At 41.3% G+C, this 18,577-nt stretch carries 16 protein-coding genes; 11 read left to right on the forward strand and 5 right to left on the reverse strand.

All coding sequences use genetic code 11. The features are described 5' to 3' along the window. Window positions 1-5: 5 nt before the first annotated feature. The gene (locus tag AABI99_RS05720; RefSeq protein WP_338364317.1) at window positions 6-1,046 is read right to left on the reverse strand and encodes a type IV pilus twitching motility protein PilT; all 1,041 of its coding nucleotides are present in this window, start codon (window positions 1,044-1,046) and stop codon (window positions 6-8) included. Window positions 1,047-1,048: 2 nt separating this feature from the next. Between AABI99_RS05720 and AABI99_RS05725 the strand changes: the two genes are divergently transcribed. The 8 genes from AABI99_RS05725 (at window position 1,049) to AABI99_RS05760 (ending at window position 8,073) form a co-directional block, all read left to right on the forward strand. Next, the gene (locus tag AABI99_RS05725) at window positions 1,049-1,762 is read left to right on the forward strand and encodes a YggS family pyridoxal phosphate-dependent enzyme (protein ID WP_338364319.1); all 714 of its coding nucleotides are present in this window, start codon (window positions 1,049-1,051) and stop codon (window positions 1,760-1,762) included. Window positions 1,763-1,779: 17 nt separating this feature from the next. After that, window positions 1,780-2,601, forward strand: coding sequence for a pyrroline-5-carboxylate reductase (gene proC, locus AABI99_RS05730; protein WP_338364321.1), 822 nt, complete (start codon window positions 1,780-1,782; stop codon window positions 2,599-2,601). A 26-nt stretch (window positions 2,602-2,627) separates the two neighbouring features. Further along, window positions 2,628-3,161: a YggT family protein gene (locus tag AABI99_RS05735; RefSeq protein ID WP_338364323.1), complete on the forward strand. Its 534-nt coding sequence runs from the start codon at window positions 2,628-2,630 to the stop codon at window positions 3,159-3,161. Between the two features lie 56 nt (window positions 3,162-3,217). Next, entirely contained in the window at window positions 3,218-3,661 is a 444-nt protein-coding gene (locus AABI99_RS05740) for a DUF4426 domain-containing protein (protein ID WP_338364325.1), read from the forward strand. A gap of 5 nt (window positions 3,662-3,666) precedes the next feature. After that, window positions 3,667-4,266: an XTP/dITP diphosphatase gene (locus AABI99_RS05745; RefSeq protein ID WP_338364326.1), complete on the forward strand. Its 600-nt coding sequence runs from the start codon at window positions 3,667-3,669 to the stop codon at window positions 4,264-4,266. Beyond that, entirely contained in the window at window positions 4,263-5,399 is a 1,137-nt protein-coding gene (hemW, locus tag AABI99_RS05750) for a radical SAM family heme chaperone HemW (RefSeq protein ID WP_338364328.1), read from the forward strand. The genes AABI99_RS05745 and hemW overlap by 4 nt, the downstream gene beginning before the upstream one ends. A gap of 89 nt (window positions 5,400-5,488) precedes the next feature. After that, on the forward strand, window positions 5,489-7,321 hold the full coding sequence (locus AABI99_RS05755) for a DUF885 domain-containing protein (protein WP_338364331.1): 1,833 nt from the start codon (window positions 5,489-5,491) through the stop codon (window positions 7,319-7,321). Window positions 7,322-7,404: 83 nt separating this feature from the next. Further along, window positions 7,405-8,073, forward strand: coding sequence for a hypothetical protein (locus AABI99_RS05760; RefSeq protein WP_338364333.1), 669 nt, complete (start codon window positions 7,405-7,407; stop codon window positions 8,071-8,073). Here the strand turns inward: AABI99_RS05760 and AABI99_RS05765 are convergent. Beyond that, window positions 8,070-8,786, reverse strand: coding sequence for an SIMPL domain-containing protein (locus tag AABI99_RS05765; protein WP_338364335.1), 717 nt, complete (start codon window positions 8,784-8,786; stop codon window positions 8,070-8,072). The genes AABI99_RS05760 and AABI99_RS05765 overlap by 4 nt on opposite strands. Window positions 8,787-8,900: 114 nt before the next feature. Between AABI99_RS05765 and AABI99_RS05770 the strand changes: the two genes are divergently transcribed. Next, window positions 8,901-11,570, forward strand: coding sequence for a bifunctional acetate--CoA ligase family protein/GNAT family N-acetyltransferase (locus AABI99_RS05770; protein ID WP_338364337.1), 2,670 nt, complete (start codon window positions 8,901-8,903; stop codon window positions 11,568-11,570). 23 nt (window positions 11,571-11,593) lie between these two features. Beyond that, entirely contained in the window at window positions 11,594-12,517 is a 924-nt protein-coding gene (locus AABI99_RS05775; protein ID WP_338364339.1) for an ion transporter, read from the forward strand. Between the two features lie 5 nt (window positions 12,518-12,522). Here the strand turns inward: AABI99_RS05775 and AABI99_RS05780 are convergent, their stop codons facing one another. The 3 genes from AABI99_RS05780 to AABI99_RS05790 are packed head-to-tail and all read right to left on the reverse strand — an operon-like array spanning window position 12,523 to window position 17,660. Then, entirely contained in the window at window positions 12,523-17,031 is a 4,509-nt protein-coding gene (locus AABI99_RS05780; RefSeq protein ID WP_338364341.1) for an EAL domain-containing protein, read from the reverse strand. A gap of 20 nt (window positions 17,032-17,051) precedes the next feature. Then, on the reverse strand, window positions 17,052-17,453 hold the full coding sequence (locus AABI99_RS05785; RefSeq protein ID WP_338364343.1) for a GNAT family N-acetyltransferase: 402 nt from the start codon (window positions 17,451-17,453) through the stop codon (window positions 17,052-17,054). A gap of 3 nt (window positions 17,454-17,456) precedes the next feature. Continuing rightward, the gene (locus AABI99_RS05790; protein WP_338364345.1) at window positions 17,457-17,660 is read right to left on the reverse strand and encodes a DUF3283 family protein; all 204 of its coding nucleotides are present in this window, start codon (window positions 17,658-17,660) and stop codon (window positions 17,457-17,459) included. Between the two features lie 154 nt (window positions 17,661-17,814). On the opposite strand from AABI99_RS05790, the gene AABI99_RS05795 reads away from it, so the two are divergent. After that, the gene (locus tag AABI99_RS05795; RefSeq protein ID WP_338364347.1) at window positions 17,815-18,513 is read left to right on the forward strand and encodes a transporter substrate-binding domain-containing protein; all 699 of its coding nucleotides are present in this window, start codon (window positions 17,815-17,817) and stop codon (window positions 18,511-18,513) included. Window positions 18,514-18,577 lie beyond the last annotated feature (64 nt).

Here is an 18,577-nt window from a genome sequence, read left to right on the forward strand (position 1 = left end):
TGTCCTTAGCCACCAAACTGGGTTTTGTCTTGGGCTTTTTCTTTTGCGGCTGCGGTTGTCACAATACCGTGATTAACTAAATTATTTAAACATTGATCCATCGTTTGCATGCCGTGTGATGCACCTGTTTGTATAGACGAATACATTTGCGCTATTTTGTCTTCACGAATTAAGTTACGAATAGCAGGAATACCAATCATAATTTCGTGTGCAGCCACTCGACCACCGCCAATTTTTTTAAGTAGTGTTTGTGAAATAACAGCACGTAGTGACTCAGAAAGCATTGAGCGTACCATGTCTTTTTCTTCACCTGGGAATACATCAATAATACGGTCAATAGTTTTGGGGGCTGAGGTGGTGTGTAGCGTACCAAACACTAAGTGACCGGTTTCTGCTGCGGTCATTGCAAGGCGAATAGTTTCTAAATCACGTAGCTCACCAACGAGTATTACATCGGGGTCTTCACGCAGCGCGCTGCGCAAAGCATTTGAGAAACTGTGCGTATCACGGTGTACTTCACGTTGGTTAATAAGGCTGAGTTTATTATCGTGTACAAATTCGATAGGATCTTCAATGGTGAGGATATGGTGATGTTTTGTTTGATTTATATAATCGACCATAGCCGCAAGTGTTGTTGATTTACCCGAACCGGTTGGACCGGTAACCAATACTAAACCACGCGGGTTATCTGATATTGTTTTAAAAATATCAGGTGCGCCTAAATCCTCAAGCGTCAGTACATCGCTTGGGATGGTACGAAACACCGCTGCAGGGCCGCGGTTTGAGTTAAATGCGTTAACACGAAATCGAGCAAGGTTAGGCACTTCAAACGAAAAATCCACTTCTAGGTTTTGTTCGTAGTCCTTACGCTGATTATCGTTCATAATGTCGTAAACTAGGCTGTTTACATCTTTATCTGCAAGGGCAGGTATATTAATGCGGCGAACATCACCATCTACGCGTATCATAGGTGAAACACCTGACGATAAGTGTAAATCAGATGCTTTGTGTTGCACACTAAACGCTAATAATTCGGTAATATCCATTTATGACTCCACAACTAACTGATAATTATATGGTTACAATAGCAGAACGACTCACATCCGCCTACGCTAGAATTGCCAGCGCGGCCAAAAATGCTAAGCGTAATAGCGATGAAATTGCGCTGCTTGCAGTATCAAAAACAAAACCAAGCGACGATATTATTGCTGCTTACGAGCAAGGCCAACGCCAATTTGGCGAGTCTTATGTTCAAGAGGCTGTAAATAAAATAGCGCAACTACACACATTTAGCGACATCATTTGGCATTTCATTGGCCCAATTCAATCAAATAAAAGCGCCCTTGTTGCCACTAATTTTGACTGGGTACAAAGTGTAGATAGAATAAAAATAGCAAAACGCTTAAACACGCAACGCCCCGCTGATAAAGCCCCTTTAAATATACTTATTCAGGTAAATATAAGCGCCGAAGAAGCAAAGTCGGGCTGTAGTATTGAGCAAATACCTGAACTTGCTGAGTTTATTGACCAATGTGAGCAACTTACTTTGCGTGGTTTAATGGCCATTCCGGCTAAAAGCGACGATCCGAGTGAACAAAGTCAATCTTTTGAGCAATTACAAACTTGCTTTGATAAACTAAAGGCCCAATATCCTCATATAGATACGTTGTCGATGGGGATGAGCAATGATGTTGAAGCCGCCATTAGCGCAGGTTCAACCATGGTGAGGATCGGCACAGATATTTTTGGAACTCGAACTTAAAAGGTGATAACAGACATATGTCAGATAAAACAATCGCATTTATAGGCACAGGTAACATGAGCTACGCCATTATTGGTGGCATGGTAAAAAACGGTTTTAATGCAAACAACATCATTGCTACAAACCGCAACCAAGAAAAGCTTGCCAAGGTAGCAGACGATTTCAAGGTTAAAACAACCAGCGACAATAACGAAGCCTTACGCGATGCTGATGTCATTGTATTGTCTGTTAAACCACAAATGATGGGCGATTTATGTAAATCGTTTCAAGAATCGGGTATCGACTTTAGCAATAAACTATTTATTTCGGTAGCTGCGGGCTTAACCGTTAAGCGCCTGCGTGAAATGCTTGGCCAAAACGTTAAAATGGTACGTTGTATGCCAAATACCCCATCATTACTTGGCCGAGGTGTGTCAGGTTTATTTGGCGCAGATGAAACAGCCGATGAGCATGCCTTTGTGCAGCAAGTATTTGAGTGCACAGGTATTGTTGTGTGGGTTGAGCAAGAGTCGCAAATTAACGATATTATTGCAGTAACCGGCTCATCGCCCGCTTACTTTTTCTTATTTATGGAAGCCATTGAAGAAAAAGCAAAAGCACTTGGCTTTAACGATGAAGATGCGCGTCGCTTAGTACAGCAAACTGCGCTAGGTGCAGCCGAAATGGCATTGAGCCAACCAGAGATAAGCATTTCGCAATTACGCGCTAATGTAACATCTAAAGGCGGCACCACCCATGCTGCGGTTGAGCATTTAAAAAGCGAAGGCCTAGTGCAAACAGTTAGCGATGCAATGGATGCGTGTATAGCGCGTGCAATGCAAATGGAAAAAGAACTTTAAAATTACTTTTTATTGAAGGTTACACTATGAATGCCATGCAATTTTTGATCAGTACCCTGTTTGATTTATTTTTAATGGTGGTGCTACTGCGTTTTTGGCTACAGTGGGCAAAAGCCGACTTTTACAACCCAATGAGCCAATTTGTGGTTAAAGCAACCTCGTTTGCGGTCAACCCTTTGCGTAAAATAATACCTGGCCTAGGCGGGCTCGATTTAGCCTCTCTATTGCTGGCATTTATTGTAGCCGTTGCCAAGATTAGTACTCTAATGCTGGTAATATACGGTGCATGGGCTGCACAACCTGTATTTATACAAGCACTTATTACTGTATTGAAAGAAGGCTTAAACCTTGTATTTTGGGTGTTAATTATTCGCGCTATTTTAAGCTGGGTAAGTCAAGGCTATAACCCTATCGAAGCGGTTTTCCATCAGCTTACTGAGCCAATGTTAAAACCTATTCGTAAAATTATTCCACCAATGGGTGGCTTAGATTTATCGGTGCTTGTACTAATTATTGGTATTCAATTTTTACAAATGCTGCTAATGGACTTTTTAGCCTAAATTTTTGTTTTAAGCAAAAGAGGCCCTTTGGCCTCTTTTTTATATAGGACACCACAATGAACCGTTTAATTAAATTTTGCTTTATTAGTTTTTTAGCCTTTGCCTTTAATGCGCAAAGTGAAGACATGCAAGGTGGACAATACAAAGAGCTGGGCCCTTGGCAAGTGCATTATATTGCTTTTCCATCTACTTTTATTCAGCCACAAATAGCAAAAACCTATGGCCTTGAGCGTAGTGGTTATAAAGGCATTGTTAATATTTCAGTGCTAAAAAATAACAGCGATAAAACCGCGCAAACTGTAAAGCTAAGCGGCACAGCTAAAAACCTACTTGGTAATAAACAAGCCCTTACTTTTAAAGAAGTAAAAGAAGGTGACTCAATTTACTACCTTGCGCAAGTAGACTACACCAACGAAGAAATTTTACGTTTTGAAATTGAAATACAACAAAGTAATCAATTTCAAAAATTACAATTTCAGCAAAAATTTTACGTAGATTAAAAAACATGACTAAAACATTAGTGCTTGCCACAGGCAACCCAGGTAAAGTAAATGAGCTGGCAAACATGCTCAGCCCTTTAAGTATAAACGTCGTTCCGCAAAGCGATTTTAACGTAGGTGAAGTAGCCGAAACCGGCACTACCTTTGTAGAGAACGCGATAATTAAAGCTCGCCATGCAGCTAAAATTACCGGCATGCCAGCTATTGCCGATGACTCAGGTCTAGAAGTAGATGGCTTAAATGGTGCACCTGGGGTGTACTCAGCGCGTTTTGCCGGTGAAAGCGCAAGCGATCAAGACAATATAGATAAACTGCTTAATGATTTAGGTAACAACCCTAACCGTAAAGCGCGTTTTTGGTGTGTATTAGTATTAATGCGCCACGCCGATGACCCTACCCCGCTTATTTGCAGCGCAAGTTGGGAGGGAGAAATTACACAAACCCAAAATGGCGAAGGTGGCTTTGGATACGACCCGGTATTTTTTGTTAAAGAGCAAAACTGTACCAGCGCCGAGCTCACCAAAGAGCAAAAAAATGCAGTGAGCCACCGTGGCCAAGCACTTAAAAAATTACTACTAGAGCTACAAAGCAAAGGCGGCCTGTGAACCTTCCACCACTGAGCTTATATGTGCACGTACCGTGGTGCGTGCAAAAATGCCCCTATTGCGATTTTAATAGCCATGGACAAAAAGGCGACATTCCTGAAACTGAATATGTTCAGCATTTAATTGACGACTTAAAAGCCGATTTACACTTGGTGCAAGGGCGCAAAATTCACAGCATTTTTATTGGTGGTGGCACGCCAAGCTTATTAACAGGCGATGCATATACCCGCTTATTAAACGAAGTAGATAACCTAATTGGCCTAAGCGACAACTGCGAAATAACCCTTGAGGCAAACCCTGGCACCGTAGAAACGAATCGCTTTAAAGAGTATGTAAAAGCGGGTATTAACCGAATTTCTATTGGCGTGCAAAGCATGCAAAACGACAAGTTAAAAGCGCTTGGCCGTATTCATGGCGCCGATGAAGCGCACTACGCTGCAGAGCAAGCTAAGCAAGCCGGATTAAATAGCTTTAACCTTGATTTAATGCATGGCTTACCGGGGCAAAGCCTTGACGATGCGCTGAGCGATTTAAAAAAAATAATTGATTTAAACCCGCCACATATATCTTGGTATCAACTTACTATTGAGCCAAATACACAGTTTGCATCCAAGCCGCCAACTTTGCCACAAGATGAAACCCTATGGGATATTCAAGAGCAAGGCCAAGCACTACTTGCTCAAGCCGGTTACAGTCAATACGAAATATCGGGCTATGCAAAGCCAGGCTTTCAATGCCAACATAACTTGAATTATTGGCGTTTTGGCGATTATCTCGGTATTGGCTGTGGCGCTCATGGTAAAGTAACTGATGCAAAAACCGGCATGATTACCCGTACTGAAAAAATTAAGCATCCACGCGGTTACATGGATATGCTTAAGCCGTACTTGTATAAAAGCTGGCAAGTAGAGCAAGACGATTTAGCCTTTGAATTTTTTATGAATCGCTTTCGCTTAGTCGAGCCTTGCCCTATTGATGATTACAGCGCGCTGACTAGCCAGCCACTGCAAAGCCAACAAGCGGCTTTAACAAAAGCGATAGACGCAGGGTTATTAATACAAGAAAACGGCCACTGGCAGGTAAGCCTTAAAGGGCATCGTTTTTTAAATGACCTGCTAGAATTGTTCGTGTAGTGGTTTTTAACCACGCTCGTTATAAATAAAAACACAAGCAAATAAATATAATGCACCCTAATGGGTTTCTAACAACAAAAGGGAAAACAATGCGTAAACTTACCTTTATTGCAGCAGCCGTGAGCGTTGCTATTTTAGCTGGCTGCCAGCAAGCGCCACAACAAACAACCCCAGCGCCAGCAGTGCAAGCGCAACCTGTGCAAAGCGAAATCGACAAAGCCAACGCGTTTTTTGAAGATACCTTTAACCGTGACGTAATGAGCAGCCCGGTTTATCAAACCTACATGGGTATTAAAAAAGATTACGATAAATGGGATGACGGCAGCGAAGAGCGCAAACTTAAAGATTTAGCACAAGCTAAAGCTGATCTAGTTGAGCTAAAAGCCATTAATCGCGACCTACTCGATGATGCCACTAAAGTAAGTTACGACTTAAAAAAGCAAGACTTAGAAAGCTCAATTGCTGATTTTAAATGGCGTTACCATAATTACCCAGTTAACCAAATGTTTGGTACACACTCTATGGTGCCTGCGTTTTTAATTAACCAACATTCAATTAGTAATGTAAAAGAAGCAAAAGATTACATTGCGCGTTTAAATGGTGTACCTACGGTATTTGATCAATTAATTACTGATTTAGAGACCCGTGCTGATAAAGGTATTATTGCGCCTAAATTTGTGTTCCCACATGTTATTGATTCGAGCAAAAACATTATTCACGGCGCACCATTTGAAAAAGGTGAAGACTCAACGCTATTAGCCGACTTTAAACGTAAAGTAAGCGCGCTTGAAATTAGCCAAGATGAAAAAGACGCCTTAATTAGCGATGCAACTGATGCACTAAAATCAGCGGTTAAGCCTTCTTACTCTAAGCTAATTAATTACTTAGCACAGCTTGAAAAACGTGCAGATAATCGCGATGGTGCATGGAAACTGCCTGATGGCGAAACGTTTTACAATAACGCACTTAAGCGCACCACAACAACTGAGTTAACGGCTAAAGAAATTCATGCCATTGGCCTTGCTGAAGTAAAGCGTATTCATGACGAAATGCGTGAAATTAAAGATAAAGTAGGCTTTAAAGGCGATTTAAAAGCGTTTATGCAGTTTATGAAAACGGATAAGCAATTTTACTATGCCAATGACGAGCAAGGTAAACAGCGCTACTTAGATGAAGCAACAGGTCTGATTAACACGATGAAAACTCGCCTAGATGAGCTATTTATTGTTAAGCCAAAGGCTGATCTAAAAGTTAAAGCCGTTGAAGCATTCCGCGAAAAAGCAGCGGGTAAAGCATTTTATCAACAACCTGCGCCAGATGGCTCTCGCCCTGGTATTTACTACGCAAACCTTTACGACATGGAAGCAATGCCAACATATCAAATGGAAGCACTAGCTTACCATGAGGGTATTCCGGGCCACCATATGCAAATTGCTATCTCGCAAGAGCTTGAAGGTGTACCTAAGTTTCGTAAATTTGGTGGCTACACCGCTTACATTGAAGGTTGGGGTTTATACTCGGAGTTCATTCCTAAAGAAATGGGCCTGTATTCAGACCCTTACTCAGACTTTGGTCGCCTTTCTATGGAATTATGGCGTGCGTGTCGCTTAGTGGTTGATACGGGTATCCATGCCATGAAATGGACTCGTCAAGAAGGTATTGATTACTACGTAAATAATACGCCTAACGCAACATCTGACGGTGTTAAAATGGTTGAGCGTCACATTGTAATGCCATCGCAAGCGACGGCTTATAAAGTGGGTATGTTGAAGATTTTAGAGCTGCGTGAAGATGCTAAAAAGCAACTAGGCGACAAGTTTGATATTCGTCAATTCCACGACGTTATTCTTAAAAACGGCCCTGTACCACTTAACGTACTAGAGAGCTTTGTAAACGACTGGATAGCCAGTAAAAAAGCTTAATGCTTGGTTATAAATAGAAAAAGGTCGCTGATGCGGCCTTTTTTGTTTTATAGTAATTAAAACGCTCAGAGGGAGAGTGAAGAATGGATTTAAGCATACAGTTACTCAATGCGCGAATAGCGAAACATCAACTAAATGAGCTTGATAACGACTTTAAACAGTTAAGCCCCGCTCAGCAAACGTTGCAGCTTAATCATTTATTTCAAAGTGCTGAGCGAATGAGTATTAAATATGACTTTATGCAAAATGTAGCAACTCGCATTTTAACAACTAACCTCCCACCCGCGCCCTTTATAAGTGGGCTAACAAGCATAGATGCTCTCACATTTTTCACGCCGGCATTAAAAGCAAATAAAGGCTTTTTAGCACAAGATAGTCAAGGCAATAATGTGCTTCATAATGTATTTAAACACGCCCATGCTCTAAAGCTACCGTTTAACTATGTGCGCTCACTTATGCTATTCGAGTCTAACGATGAGCTAGCAAAAGCCCTTGCACAAACCAATGCGCGCGGCCTCACCCCTGTGGCTTGTTATATTGCCTATGCCAAAAAGCCCACAACACCTGTTAAGCACGAATTTTCAGCACTGCTGGCCCTTATGGAAATAGAGCAAAAACAAAATCCAATGGCTAAAGAGCAATTAACAAATACGTTAAAAGGCGCAAATTTAAACGAACCTAGTATTTTACTTAGTGCAGCGTACTTACAACGCCCCACGGCTCAAATAGCCCACTTGATCAGAGCTATTTAGTCACTTAAATAATATTCAACACTGGTGACTACTCTCACCTTTTTGATATGTGGCGTGTTTGAATCGCGATTGCTAATGCTAAATTGCCCTTGGCGTGCAGATTTTATTTTACCTAGCGTTGAGTTTGAATCTTTTGCAAATTTATTGGCAACTTCTCGGGCTTTTTCTGTAGCCTCTTGCACCATGGCTGGTTTTATATCGTTAAGGCCGGTAAATAAATATTCAACCTTGGTCTCGTAACTATCCTGTACTATTGCAATACCCTGCTTAGCGAGTTGGCTTACCTTGCTTAAGGCGTTTTGCACCTTGTCGGGCGCAGTAGAATAAACAATAATGTTAGCACGGGCTAAATAACGAAATTTTTGATTATCGTCACCATATTCACGGGCTTGTTCATCAATAATCGATTGGCTGCCGGTGCTTATTTCGTCATCATCAAAGCCATGTAACTTTAAAAAAGCAATAACGGCATCGTTTTTTTGCTCAACCCGGCTTACCAATTTTTCTAAATCGTTATCGGCATCAGAGTATTGTAGCGGCCAAATAACCGTATCGGCATTAACCTCACGCTCAGCTAATCCTTTTACCTGTACGCTGCGATCCATACTTTTTACATCAACGGCTGCACTTTTAATAATAAAACCTAATAAAATTAAGCCTATACTTAAGAAAATAGCAGCTACAACAGTGTAAAAGTTAGGTGTTTTATTCACAAAAACCTCCTTGATTGATATCAATAATAAGCATTTACGCGCTCGAAATAACACAGCAAACAGGGTACATTGTGAGTATAAATAACGCAAAATATTATCAGCCAAGGATATGCCATGAGCCTAAAGCGTATTAGCCAATTTTTTAATCCGGCCTCGGTAGCCGTTATTGGTGCCTCGAATACCCCTACTCGCGCGGGATTTGTGGTTATGCGCAATTTATTACAAGGTGGATTTAAAGGGCCTATTATGCCCGTCACCCCTACCCATAGCGCGGTCCACGGTGTGCTGGCCTATCCTGATATTACTGCACTGCCTAAAGTGCCCGACCTAGCTGTTATTTGTACTAATAAAAATACCTTGCTGACTATAATTGAGCAGCTTGGCCAGCTTGGTTGTAAAAGTGCGATTGTGATTGCCGATGGACTCTCATTAAGCCAAAAAACAGCGTTAAAACACGCCGCCGACACCCACCACGTTACTTTGCTTGGGCCTAATTGTTTAGGCCTGCTTATTCCGCATATTGGTTTAAATGCAAGCTTTTCACATACAGTAGCCGCCCCAGGGAAACTGGCTTTTATATCGCAATCAGCAGCGGTGTGCTCCACCATTTTAGATTGGGCTAAAAATAAAGAAATCGGCTTTTCGTATTTTGTTTCAGTCGGTGATTGCTTAGATATTGATTTTGACGAGCTATTGGATTTTTTAGGCCGCGATGCCAAAACCAAAGCCATCTTACTCTACATAGATAATATTGAGGATATCCGCGGGTTTATATCTGCAGCACGCGCAGCTGCATTTAGTAAACCTGTTATAGCTATTAAAACCGGTAAGACTGGTGCAGGTGCATTAGCCGCCGAAATCCATACCGGTGGAAAACAAAGCTCAGATGCGGTGTACGATGCGCTTTTTCAACGTGCTGGTATGCTTCGGGTGAGTGACCTGCGCGAACTTTTTGCGGCCACGCAAACACTCGCCATTCATCCAAAACTGTTAAAAGTTGAGCAGTTAACCATTTTAACTAACGGCGGCGGCCCTGGGGTCATGGCAGTCGACGAGCTTATTTTAAATTCCGGCAAACTTGCCCAGCTAAGCGAGCAAACACGAGCAGCGCTAAATAGGGTGATCCCACAATCAGACACCACATCCAACCCCGTTGATATTTTTGGTGATTCTGCCCCCGCGCGTTATAAACAAGCGCTGGAAATTTTACTACGTGCCGAGGAAGTTAAAAATTTACTTATAATTCATACCCCATCAGCACTGGCACCCAGTGAAGATTACGCCGATATGATAGTGCAAACCTTACAAAAAATACCCAAAATGGCACGCCCTTATGTAATGACCAACTTTATGGGTGAAGATGCGGCTTATGCCGCTAGGCGTGTTTGCTCTAACCATACTATTCCAACCTATCGCACGCCCGAGGGTGCCGTTGGCGCATTTATGCATTTGGTCAGCTATCGTCGTAACCAAAAGCATTTAACGCAAACTCCGGAATCAAATACTGACGATGCCAAAATAAATAAAACTGCGGCCACTTCGCTAATTAACGAATTTTTAGATGAAGAGCAAAGCTACTTGCCCACGCATCAAGCAAGCCAAATCCTTAGCCATTATGGTGTTGAGTGTATTAAAACAGAAGTGGCCTACACGCCCACAGAAGCGCGTGAACAAGCAATTGAATTAGGCTTTCCGGTAGCGTTAAAGTTGATTAGCCCAAGTATTGCCTCTAAATCAGAAGTAGGGGGTGTGGTTCTTAACTTAAACGATGCAAACGAGGTTGAGCAAACCGCGTTTGCCATGCTGATACGAATTAAAAACACCTATCCAGATGCGGTTATTGAAGGGTTTTCATTGCAAAAAATGGCGCCCCGTGCTGGTGCTAATGAGCTCAGAATAGCCATTAAAACCGAGCCTAATTTTGGCCCTGTCATATTACTTGGTGAAGCAGGTAATGGGTTAGAGTATGCCCAAGCAGCCGTTGCTTTGCCGCCGCTTAATATGAACTTAGCTAAATACCTTATTGCAGCAGCTCACGATAAAGGCGTGTTAAAAGAACGTGTTTTACCAGAAAAAGTCGATAAATACCGTTTATGCGCCCTGCTTACGCGTATATCTCAGCTCGTTGTTGATCAGCCCGACATAAGCTCTATGGAATTAAATCCAATACTTGCTAGCAATGGTCAGTTTTTAGTGCTTGATGCCACCATTAGTGTTAATCGTTATCAAGCGCGCAGCGATCGTAAACGTTTATGTATACGCCCTTACCCTATAGACCTTGTTGAAGAGGTGACTCTTAAAAATAATACTCGCGCTACATTAAGGCCTATTCGCCCCGAGGATGAAAAAGCCCACCAAGAATTTGATCAATCACTTAATAAAGAAGATCGCTACAAACGCTTTTTTGGCGAACTCCCTCAGTTTAATCACGATCAACTCGCAAAAATGACACAAATAGATTACGACCGAGAAATGGCATTTATTGTTTGCCAACGCTTTGAAGGTAAAAGCCGCACACTCGGTGTAGCGCGGGTTATTATGGACCCTGATAATTTACATGCGGAATTTGCCACAGTGGTTCGCTCTGACTACCAAGGTTTAGGTCTTGGCAGGTTACTGATGAGTGCTGCTATAAATCATTGTAAACGCCAAGGTGTTGAGGTTGTTGAAGGTATTACACTGCCTGAGAACACTGGCATGATTGAATTGGCACGTAAGTTAGGCTTTACCATTAGCCGAGATTTTGAAGAAGGCAGCATCAACATGGTGTTAAATTTAAAATAATGAATATCACGCTTAGGCAAAAAATGGCACGCCTGTTTGAAGGCACTGGCGATTATCAAAAAGCAGGTCACAGGCTTGATATTGCGCTTATTAGCTTAATTATGATCAATGTAATTGCTATTGTTTTAGAATCAGTGCCAAGTATAAATGAGCGCTACTACACACAGTTTTTACTATTAGAAGTGATTTCGGTGGCTATTTTTAGTCTTGAATACTTAGCAAGGCTTTGGGCTAGTGTCGATAAAAGTAAGTACGCTGCTATTAAGGGGTCGAACGCTAAGCGCCGCTTGCACTATTTTTTATCACCGTTAGCACTTATCGATCTTATTGCCATTTTGCCTAGCTTATTAATGTTTGTGTTTCCGTTGGATTTGCGTTTTTTACGAGTGCTCAGGCTACTGAGAGTATTTAAACTGACCCGTTATTCACGCGCAATGCAGTTGCTATTACAAGCATTTAAAGATGAGGCGAGCTCGCTTTTGGCCGCATTTTTTATTATGTCGGTGCTACTTATACTCGCATCTTGCGGCATTTATTTATTAGAGCATGACATACAGCCCGATAAATTTGGCTCTATTCCTGCGGCTATGTGGTGGGCTATGGCCACACTTACAACCGTGGGTTATGGCGATGTTGTGCCACTTACGCCGCTGGGCAAGTTATTTGGTGGCGTAGTAACTCTGGTAAGTATGGGCATGGTCGCTATCCCTACAGGTCTACTTGCTTCTAGTTTTTCGGAGCAAATACGCAAGCGCCGGCAATTTTTTGAAGACGCTGTGCACGAACAGATCCATGACGGCCACTTAGATGATTCACAACGCTTACACTTAGAGGAGTTACGCTATAAATTAGGCCTAAGTAAGCTTGAAGCTAATAAAGCAATTAAAACGCAGCTCAACCAACGTAATAGTCATTTATTTTGCCGCCATTGTGGAAAGCGCCCATAGTCCTATTATTGAGTGTTAAATAAGGCGACCCAATCATGTTTAATCAATGCGGGGACACTTTCTTTAGGTACTGGCTCACTAAATAAATACCCTTGAAAATGCTTACACCCTAATTGCTTTAAAAATTGCAATTGTTGTTTGTTTTCAATACCTTCTGCTACACACTCTTTACCTAAGCTATGGGCCAAAGTAAGTGTTGATTGAATAATGGCTTCATCATCCGAATCTACACCAATATCTTGCACAAAACTTCTATCAATTTTTAGTACATCAATTGGGAAGCGCTTTAAATAGGTTAACGAGGCATAGCCTGTTCCGAAGTCATCCATGTAGAGCTTACAGCCTAATTTTTTCAGCATTTCCATACTGTGCAGCGCATGCTTAGAGTCACGCATTAAAATAGATTCGGTGATTTCAAACACTATCGCATCGGAGGGAACATCGGCTTTTGTAAGGGCTTTATGAATTTCGGTGACAAGCTCTTCGTATTCAAAATCGAGTGCTGAGAGGTTGATCGACAAATACAGCTGTGGCGAAAGCTCGCGCCACTGCTTAAGCGCTTGCAATGCGCGAGCAAAAGTTTGCAACATAACTTTTGTAATTAACCCAATACTCTCAGCCGCTAAAGATAGCTCTTGAGTAGGTACTAACGTGTTTTCTGGCCAACGCAATAGCACCTCAAAACCTTCTGTTTGTTGAGTACGTGCACTCACGATAGGTTGGTAGTAATTACAAAACTCTTCTTCTTGATATGCCTTAGTAAGCAATGACTCTAAATGCAGGGCCTTTTGTACATGTTGATTCATCTCCTGCTTATAAAACTTATAACTGCTTTCGAGGGACTCTTTAGCATGGTACAGAGCAATGCTTGCCGCTTTAAGTAGTCCAACATGATCCACTTCATCATCAGGCGCGATGGCAACCCCTATGCTTACATTAACGTTTACCACTTGAGTATTAAATTCCATATTTTGGCTTACAGAATCGATTAATTTAGAGCAAATTAGTAGTACTTCCTCTATTTGCTGCACATCCTCCACCAGCACGACAAATTCATCGCCCCCAAAACGCGCAACACTTGCAGATGGACGCAAAGAGCGCTTAATACGCTTAGCTACTTGCTTTATTATCTCATCAGCCGCTTCTCGTCCAAATGAATCGTTAAAGTATTTAAAGCGCTTAATATTTATATGCAGCAAAGCCACTTTGCATTGATGATTTTGCGCTTGCTCAATAGCATGCTCAACTCTGTCGTTAAACAGCATACGGTTAGGTAAACCTGTTAATGAATCATAATTGGCCAAGATATGAAGCTCATTTTCAGCCAATTTTTGCGCATGAATATCGGTTAAAATAATCACGTAACTACTTAAGCGCTGTTCAGAATCGGCCACAGCACTTATTTTTACTAACACATGACGCTGCTCACCACTGGCAAGGGTGACTAAGTCTTCACAGGAAAAGTGCTCACCAACATTCAGCTTTTGCATTATCCGCAAGTAATCAAAGCGATTACTTCGTGATATGCCTAAATTAAGAGCCCGGCTGGAACGCGGCTCGCTCGGGAAGTTAAATGCCGTTTGTAATGACTTATTAGAGGCGCGAACAGTAAAGTTTTTATCAAGAATAAATACCCAATCGCGTGTCTGCTCAAACGCAGCGGTAAATAAACGAGCATGTTCTTCAAACACCATTTCGCGGGTCATATTAGTATACGTACCGGCAACTTTTTTAGGGAGTTTTGCTTGCCACTCGACTACTTTGCCAAAGTCCTTATACCAACGCCAATAACCTTTGGCGTGGCGTAAACGATACGTGCAATTAAAGTAGCCTTTATCGGTTGATAAAAACTCTAACCATTCTAATCTAAAAAGTGCTTTATCTTGCGGGTGAATTTTAGCTAGGTAATCATCTAAACTCACGCTTTCCTGATCATACCCCAGCTCATTACATAAGCGCGGCTGGTAAATACTACTCGATGTAGACTGCCAATCCCACATGCCCGACTCACTGCCCTCTAAGGCTAGCTTTAATCGCGCTTCACTGTCTTTACTCTCCTTATGAGCGGCCAGTAATATGCGCTGAATTTTGTTTCGACGCATTACCCAAATAGCAATAACACCAATTAATAAAACCCCATAAAGCACCATAAAATAAGGTGCTCGCCACAGTGGGTACTTAACACGAATTTTAAGTACGGCGGGCGGGGTGTATTGACCTGTTAATGGGTCTTTTGCCCAAACTTTTAATTGGTAATTACCGGGGTTTAGTTTAGGAAATAGCACTCGATTATTATTACGAGTGTAGGTTTTTTGGCCATTATCGAGCTGATATTCATAGATTATTCGCTCTTGGTAACTAAATGCCATCGCCGAAAATGCGACTTCTAGGCCAATATCATCATGATTGATCACAAGTTCATTGAGTGGCTGTTTTAAATCGATAGATAAATCACGCGACATCAAATCAACCCGTGTGATATTTACATGGTCAATTAAAGAGTGGTAATTTTGATTCTCCATGGGGTGAAAATAAGTAATGCCTTTTAGGCTACCATAGGCAATTCGACCGTCGCTTAGGTGTGCCATAGCACTGCTGTTAAACTCTGCTGAAAGTAGTCCTTCTGATGTGGTAAACTGCTGAAAATGTAGCGTTTCTGGGTTTAATCGCCATATCCCTTTATGGCTACTCATCCAGATCATGCCATCATCATCAAGCACCATGTCGTAAAGCAGAGTTCCTAATTTGTTTTTCTCTAAGTCAATCGTGTGCACGAGCTTATAGCTGCTAGCATCAAGCCCTATCAGGCCAAAATTAGACAACGAAATCCATAAGATATCGTTATTATCTACCACGTAAGAAAGTACGTTAATTGCCACGTTATCGTGCTGTTTTGGTACTTTATAAATAGTGTTTAATGCTAACGTACTTGGGTCTACTTGATACAAAATACCTGCATTAAAAAACAGTGGCATATCGGGCTTGGTTGCCAGCGCTGGCGAAAAACCATGCGCCAAAAACGGTTCTATTTTGCTAAAAGCCCCTTCTAATCGGGTGACTTTCTGGGTGTCGATATTGTATCTAAACATGCCATGATCTGAGTGCACATAGTATAAATCACCGTTTGGCATTAAAGTAACACCATGTACCCAACCCTGAATAAAATCTCTATTGCTAGGATTACTTAAGGTTGGCTCGTTAATTTGATGGGTTACAGGGTCAAACTCAAATAGCCCTCTGTTTGTATGTAACCATAACTTATCTCTGTAGGGAATAGCTTCATAAATGCTAAATTCAGTAGTCAGCAAGTCAACTTTGTAGTCTTTCAAATAAACCTGACTAGTATTTGTGGCTAAATCAATTTCAGTTAAGCCATTGTGTGTTGCCAGCCATAAGCTGTTCTCGTATTCAGTGATCCCCCACACAGAAGGGTGAGAAAGCCCATCACCGCCTAGTTGAGTGCCATCTATATTGCTAAAGTGGTAAGTATTATTAGACAGATAAAATGCGCCATCAGTTTTTGTAGCCAACCAATAACCCCCCGACTTATCTTTTACCATGTCTATCATACTGGTATCAGATAAGCTGTATTTACTTTGTGTAATGCGTGTGTTTTTTACTAACTCTTTGGTATTTAGATCAAATTTAAAGAGCCCTTTATTCGTTGCCAGATCGAGCTTTTCACCTTCGTTGATAATGCGCCATACATTTAAATCAGCAATAACAGCTTGGTTTTTAAATGCTAAGTCGGGACGCTCGAACATACCCGGTAAATCGTTAATATCTACTTGGTACAGCCCTTTCACAGTACCAACCAGCAACTGGTTATTGTCGATCACCGAAAACGATTTAACGTTGTTTTGATAAATATGTTCAGCTTTGCTTTTTAAATGTTGCAGCGGCCTAATTTGTTCTGAGGCAATATCAAATACAAACGCTCCATGGCTAGTGCCGATAAAAATATACCCATTATGATGAAAAAGCTCACGCACTAAGGTGTTTTCGTACTCCTTAGGTAGCTCAAACAAACTGGTTATTTCACCTGTTTTGATATCTAATTTTGCAAAGTCACGACCACGGCCAATCCATAGCGTTTTGTCGTCAATCGCGACCATACTAAACACCGACTGGCTTAAGATTTGTTTTTCGCTGGTAGGTTGAGGGATAAATTGCTGGTAGGTATCTGTACTTGGATCATACTTAAATAATCCTGCAAGGAGCGAGGCTATCCAAATATTCCCTGCAGGGTCTTGATAAATACAATCTATAATTGCTTCTTCAAGCTCGCCGTTCGGGCCATTAATTGCAACAACTTGGTATCCATCGTAGCGGTTTAGCCCCCCTTCAGTAGAGAGCCACAAGTAACCATTGTCATCAAGCAGCATTGTGTTTACATAACTTTGCGAAAGCCCCTCACTTGGGGATAAACGCTTAACTTGTGCGCCAACTTGGCAACTAACTATAGCGATTAAAGCTATAAAGCAACTAATGATCCCGTTAATGCCTCTACGCATGGCTTGATCCGTTGTTTTTGTTATAGATATTCAAGAGCAACTATATTTCGATGAGCATAAATATCAAAAAGTGCTTTTAAACCAGGAGTATATGTTAATACTTGGTTAAAACCAAGTGCCATATATAACCTTGTAAGATGCGTATAAGCAAAGGTATAAAGCGGCATGGTTTGCTGTTTAACTGCAGCGCATAAGAGTTGCTTTGCCAGCCCTTTTTTACGGTGCTGTGGGTCAACAAACACGGTTGATAAAAATAAAAAATCATGTTTATTTTGTATTCTACACGCTGCCACTACCTGCATTTTGTTATAAACAACCCAAACTTGGTCTTGCTTATTAGCACGCCCTCTCACATTGTTCTGTGCATAAAATTTATTTACTAATGGAGTCTTAAGTGTGTCTAACTTTTGTACTATGTACATACTTTAGCTTAGCATTAACGCCAAATACTGCTCAAACTTCTGTTTTAAAAACGCTTGCTCAGCCACCGGGCGGCTATGAATTGTATTGTAAACTTGCTCACGTGTTTTTTTATTTCGTTTAATTTGATAAGCCCAAAATGAGGCTTCGTAATCTAGTTGAACCTGATATTTTTGCTCTCGAGGTAAAGCACATAAATTAAAACTCACAACCCCTCCTAAGTACGGTTTGTTATCTGCGTTTATTATACGTATGTTTGAACCCATTTACTGTTTAAAAAGCAACAAACATGGGCAAAAACCCGACTATTTTGTTAGTATTCTCCGCAAACATAGCCCCCGCTCATTTTAAACGGAATTAACTTTGAAGTTACAGCTCAATACTTTGTTTTTATTAGTGGTTTTATTTTTTAGTAAAATTACACTTGCCAATCATAATAGCGTTATATTTAACCGCCCTAGCGACTCTGTTCAAGCCAGCTATGCGCTCGCTTTACTCACGCTAGCCTATAAAGAACTTAATTATGAAGTACACATAATTGATTTTAATCGCCATAATGCGCTATTGGCAGCCAATAACGGGGTGTTAGATGGGCAACTTGGTCGTGATACAAGCATAGAAGCAAACAATAAAAACTTGATCAGAATTAACTACCCGCTGTTTAACTATAAGCTTCTATTATTTAAAAGTTGCCAGCCCAATACGCTTGATAAACTCGATAGCGTTTCGGTTTTATCGGGTTATCCGGTACAGCATCATTTCTTAAGTGAGAGTAAGTTTGAGGGCGATATTATTGAAGTAAAAAACATAGCCACTCAGCTCAACTTGCTAGCTCAACGTAAAATCGATGGAGCAATTATGCTCGACTTTGTGCTTAACGCCGGTAACTTTTCTCAGCCAGAGACCTGCATGCAAACTCAGTTGCTAAGTAAACTTTCGCTCTATCATTATGTGCATAAAAAACACGCTGCTTTAGCAAGTAAATTATTAAATGCTTTACACAAACTACACGATAACGGCACTGCCCGCGCGTTGCGCGCAATATACAATTTTAAACTCTAATGAGTAACATCTAGGGCCTGTTGACCTTTCAGGATTAAAATTTGTTCAATCTAGGGGCCATTTA

The organism is uncultured Pseudoalteromonas sp. (assembly GCF_963922945.1).
Classification (GTDB): Bacteria; Pseudomonadota; Gammaproteobacteria; order Enterobacterales; family Alteromonadaceae; genus Pseudoalteromonas.

What these genes read in the sequence shown, in the direction of transcription:
- AABI99_RS05775 (WP_338364339.1), top strand. Translation starts at nt 11,594, where the DNA reads ATGGCACGCCTGTTTGAAGGCACTGGCGATTATCAAAAAGCAGGTCAC.
- AABI99_RS05760 (WP_338364333.1), top strand. Translation starts at nt 7,405, where the DNA reads ATGGATTTAAGCATACAGTTACTCAATGCGCGAATAGCGAAACATCAA.
- AABI99_RS05735 (WP_338364323.1), top strand. Translation starts at nt 2,628, where the DNA reads ATGAATGCCATGCAATTTTTGATCAGTACCCTGTTTGATTTATTTTTA.
- AABI99_RS05770 (WP_338364337.1), top strand. Translation starts at nt 8,901, where the DNA reads ATGAGCCTAAAGCGTATTAGCCAATTTTTTAATCCGGCCTCGGTAGCC.
- AABI99_RS05780 (WP_338364341.1), bottom strand. Translation starts at nt 17,031, where the DNA reads ATGCGTAGAGGCATTAACGGGATCATTAGTTGCTTTATAGCTTTAATC.
- AABI99_RS05720 (WP_338364317.1), bottom strand. Translation starts at nt 1,046, where the DNA reads ATGGATATTACCGAATTATTAGCGTTTAGTGTGCAACACAAAGCATCT.
- AABI99_RS05785 (WP_338364343.1), bottom strand. Translation starts at nt 17,453, where the DNA reads ATGTACATAGTACAAAAGTTAGACACACTTAAGACTCCATTAGTAAAT.
- AABI99_RS05755 (WP_338364331.1), top strand. Translation starts at nt 5,489, where the DNA reads ATGCGTAAACTTACCTTTATTGCAGCAGCCGTGAGCGTTGCTATTTTA.
- AABI99_RS05740 (WP_338364325.1), top strand. Translation starts at nt 3,218, where the DNA reads ATGAACCGTTTAATTAAATTTTGCTTTATTAGTTTTTTAGCCTTTGCC.
- proC (WP_338364321.1), top strand. Translation starts at nt 1,780, where the DNA reads ATGTCAGATAAAACAATCGCATTTATAGGCACAGGTAACATGAGCTAC.
- AABI99_RS05725 (WP_338364319.1), top strand. Translation starts at nt 1,049, where the DNA reads ATGACTCCACAACTAACTGATAATTATATGGTTACAATAGCAGAACGA.
- AABI99_RS05745 (WP_338364326.1), top strand. Translation starts at nt 3,667, where the DNA reads ATGACTAAAACATTAGTGCTTGCCACAGGCAACCCAGGTAAAGTAAAT.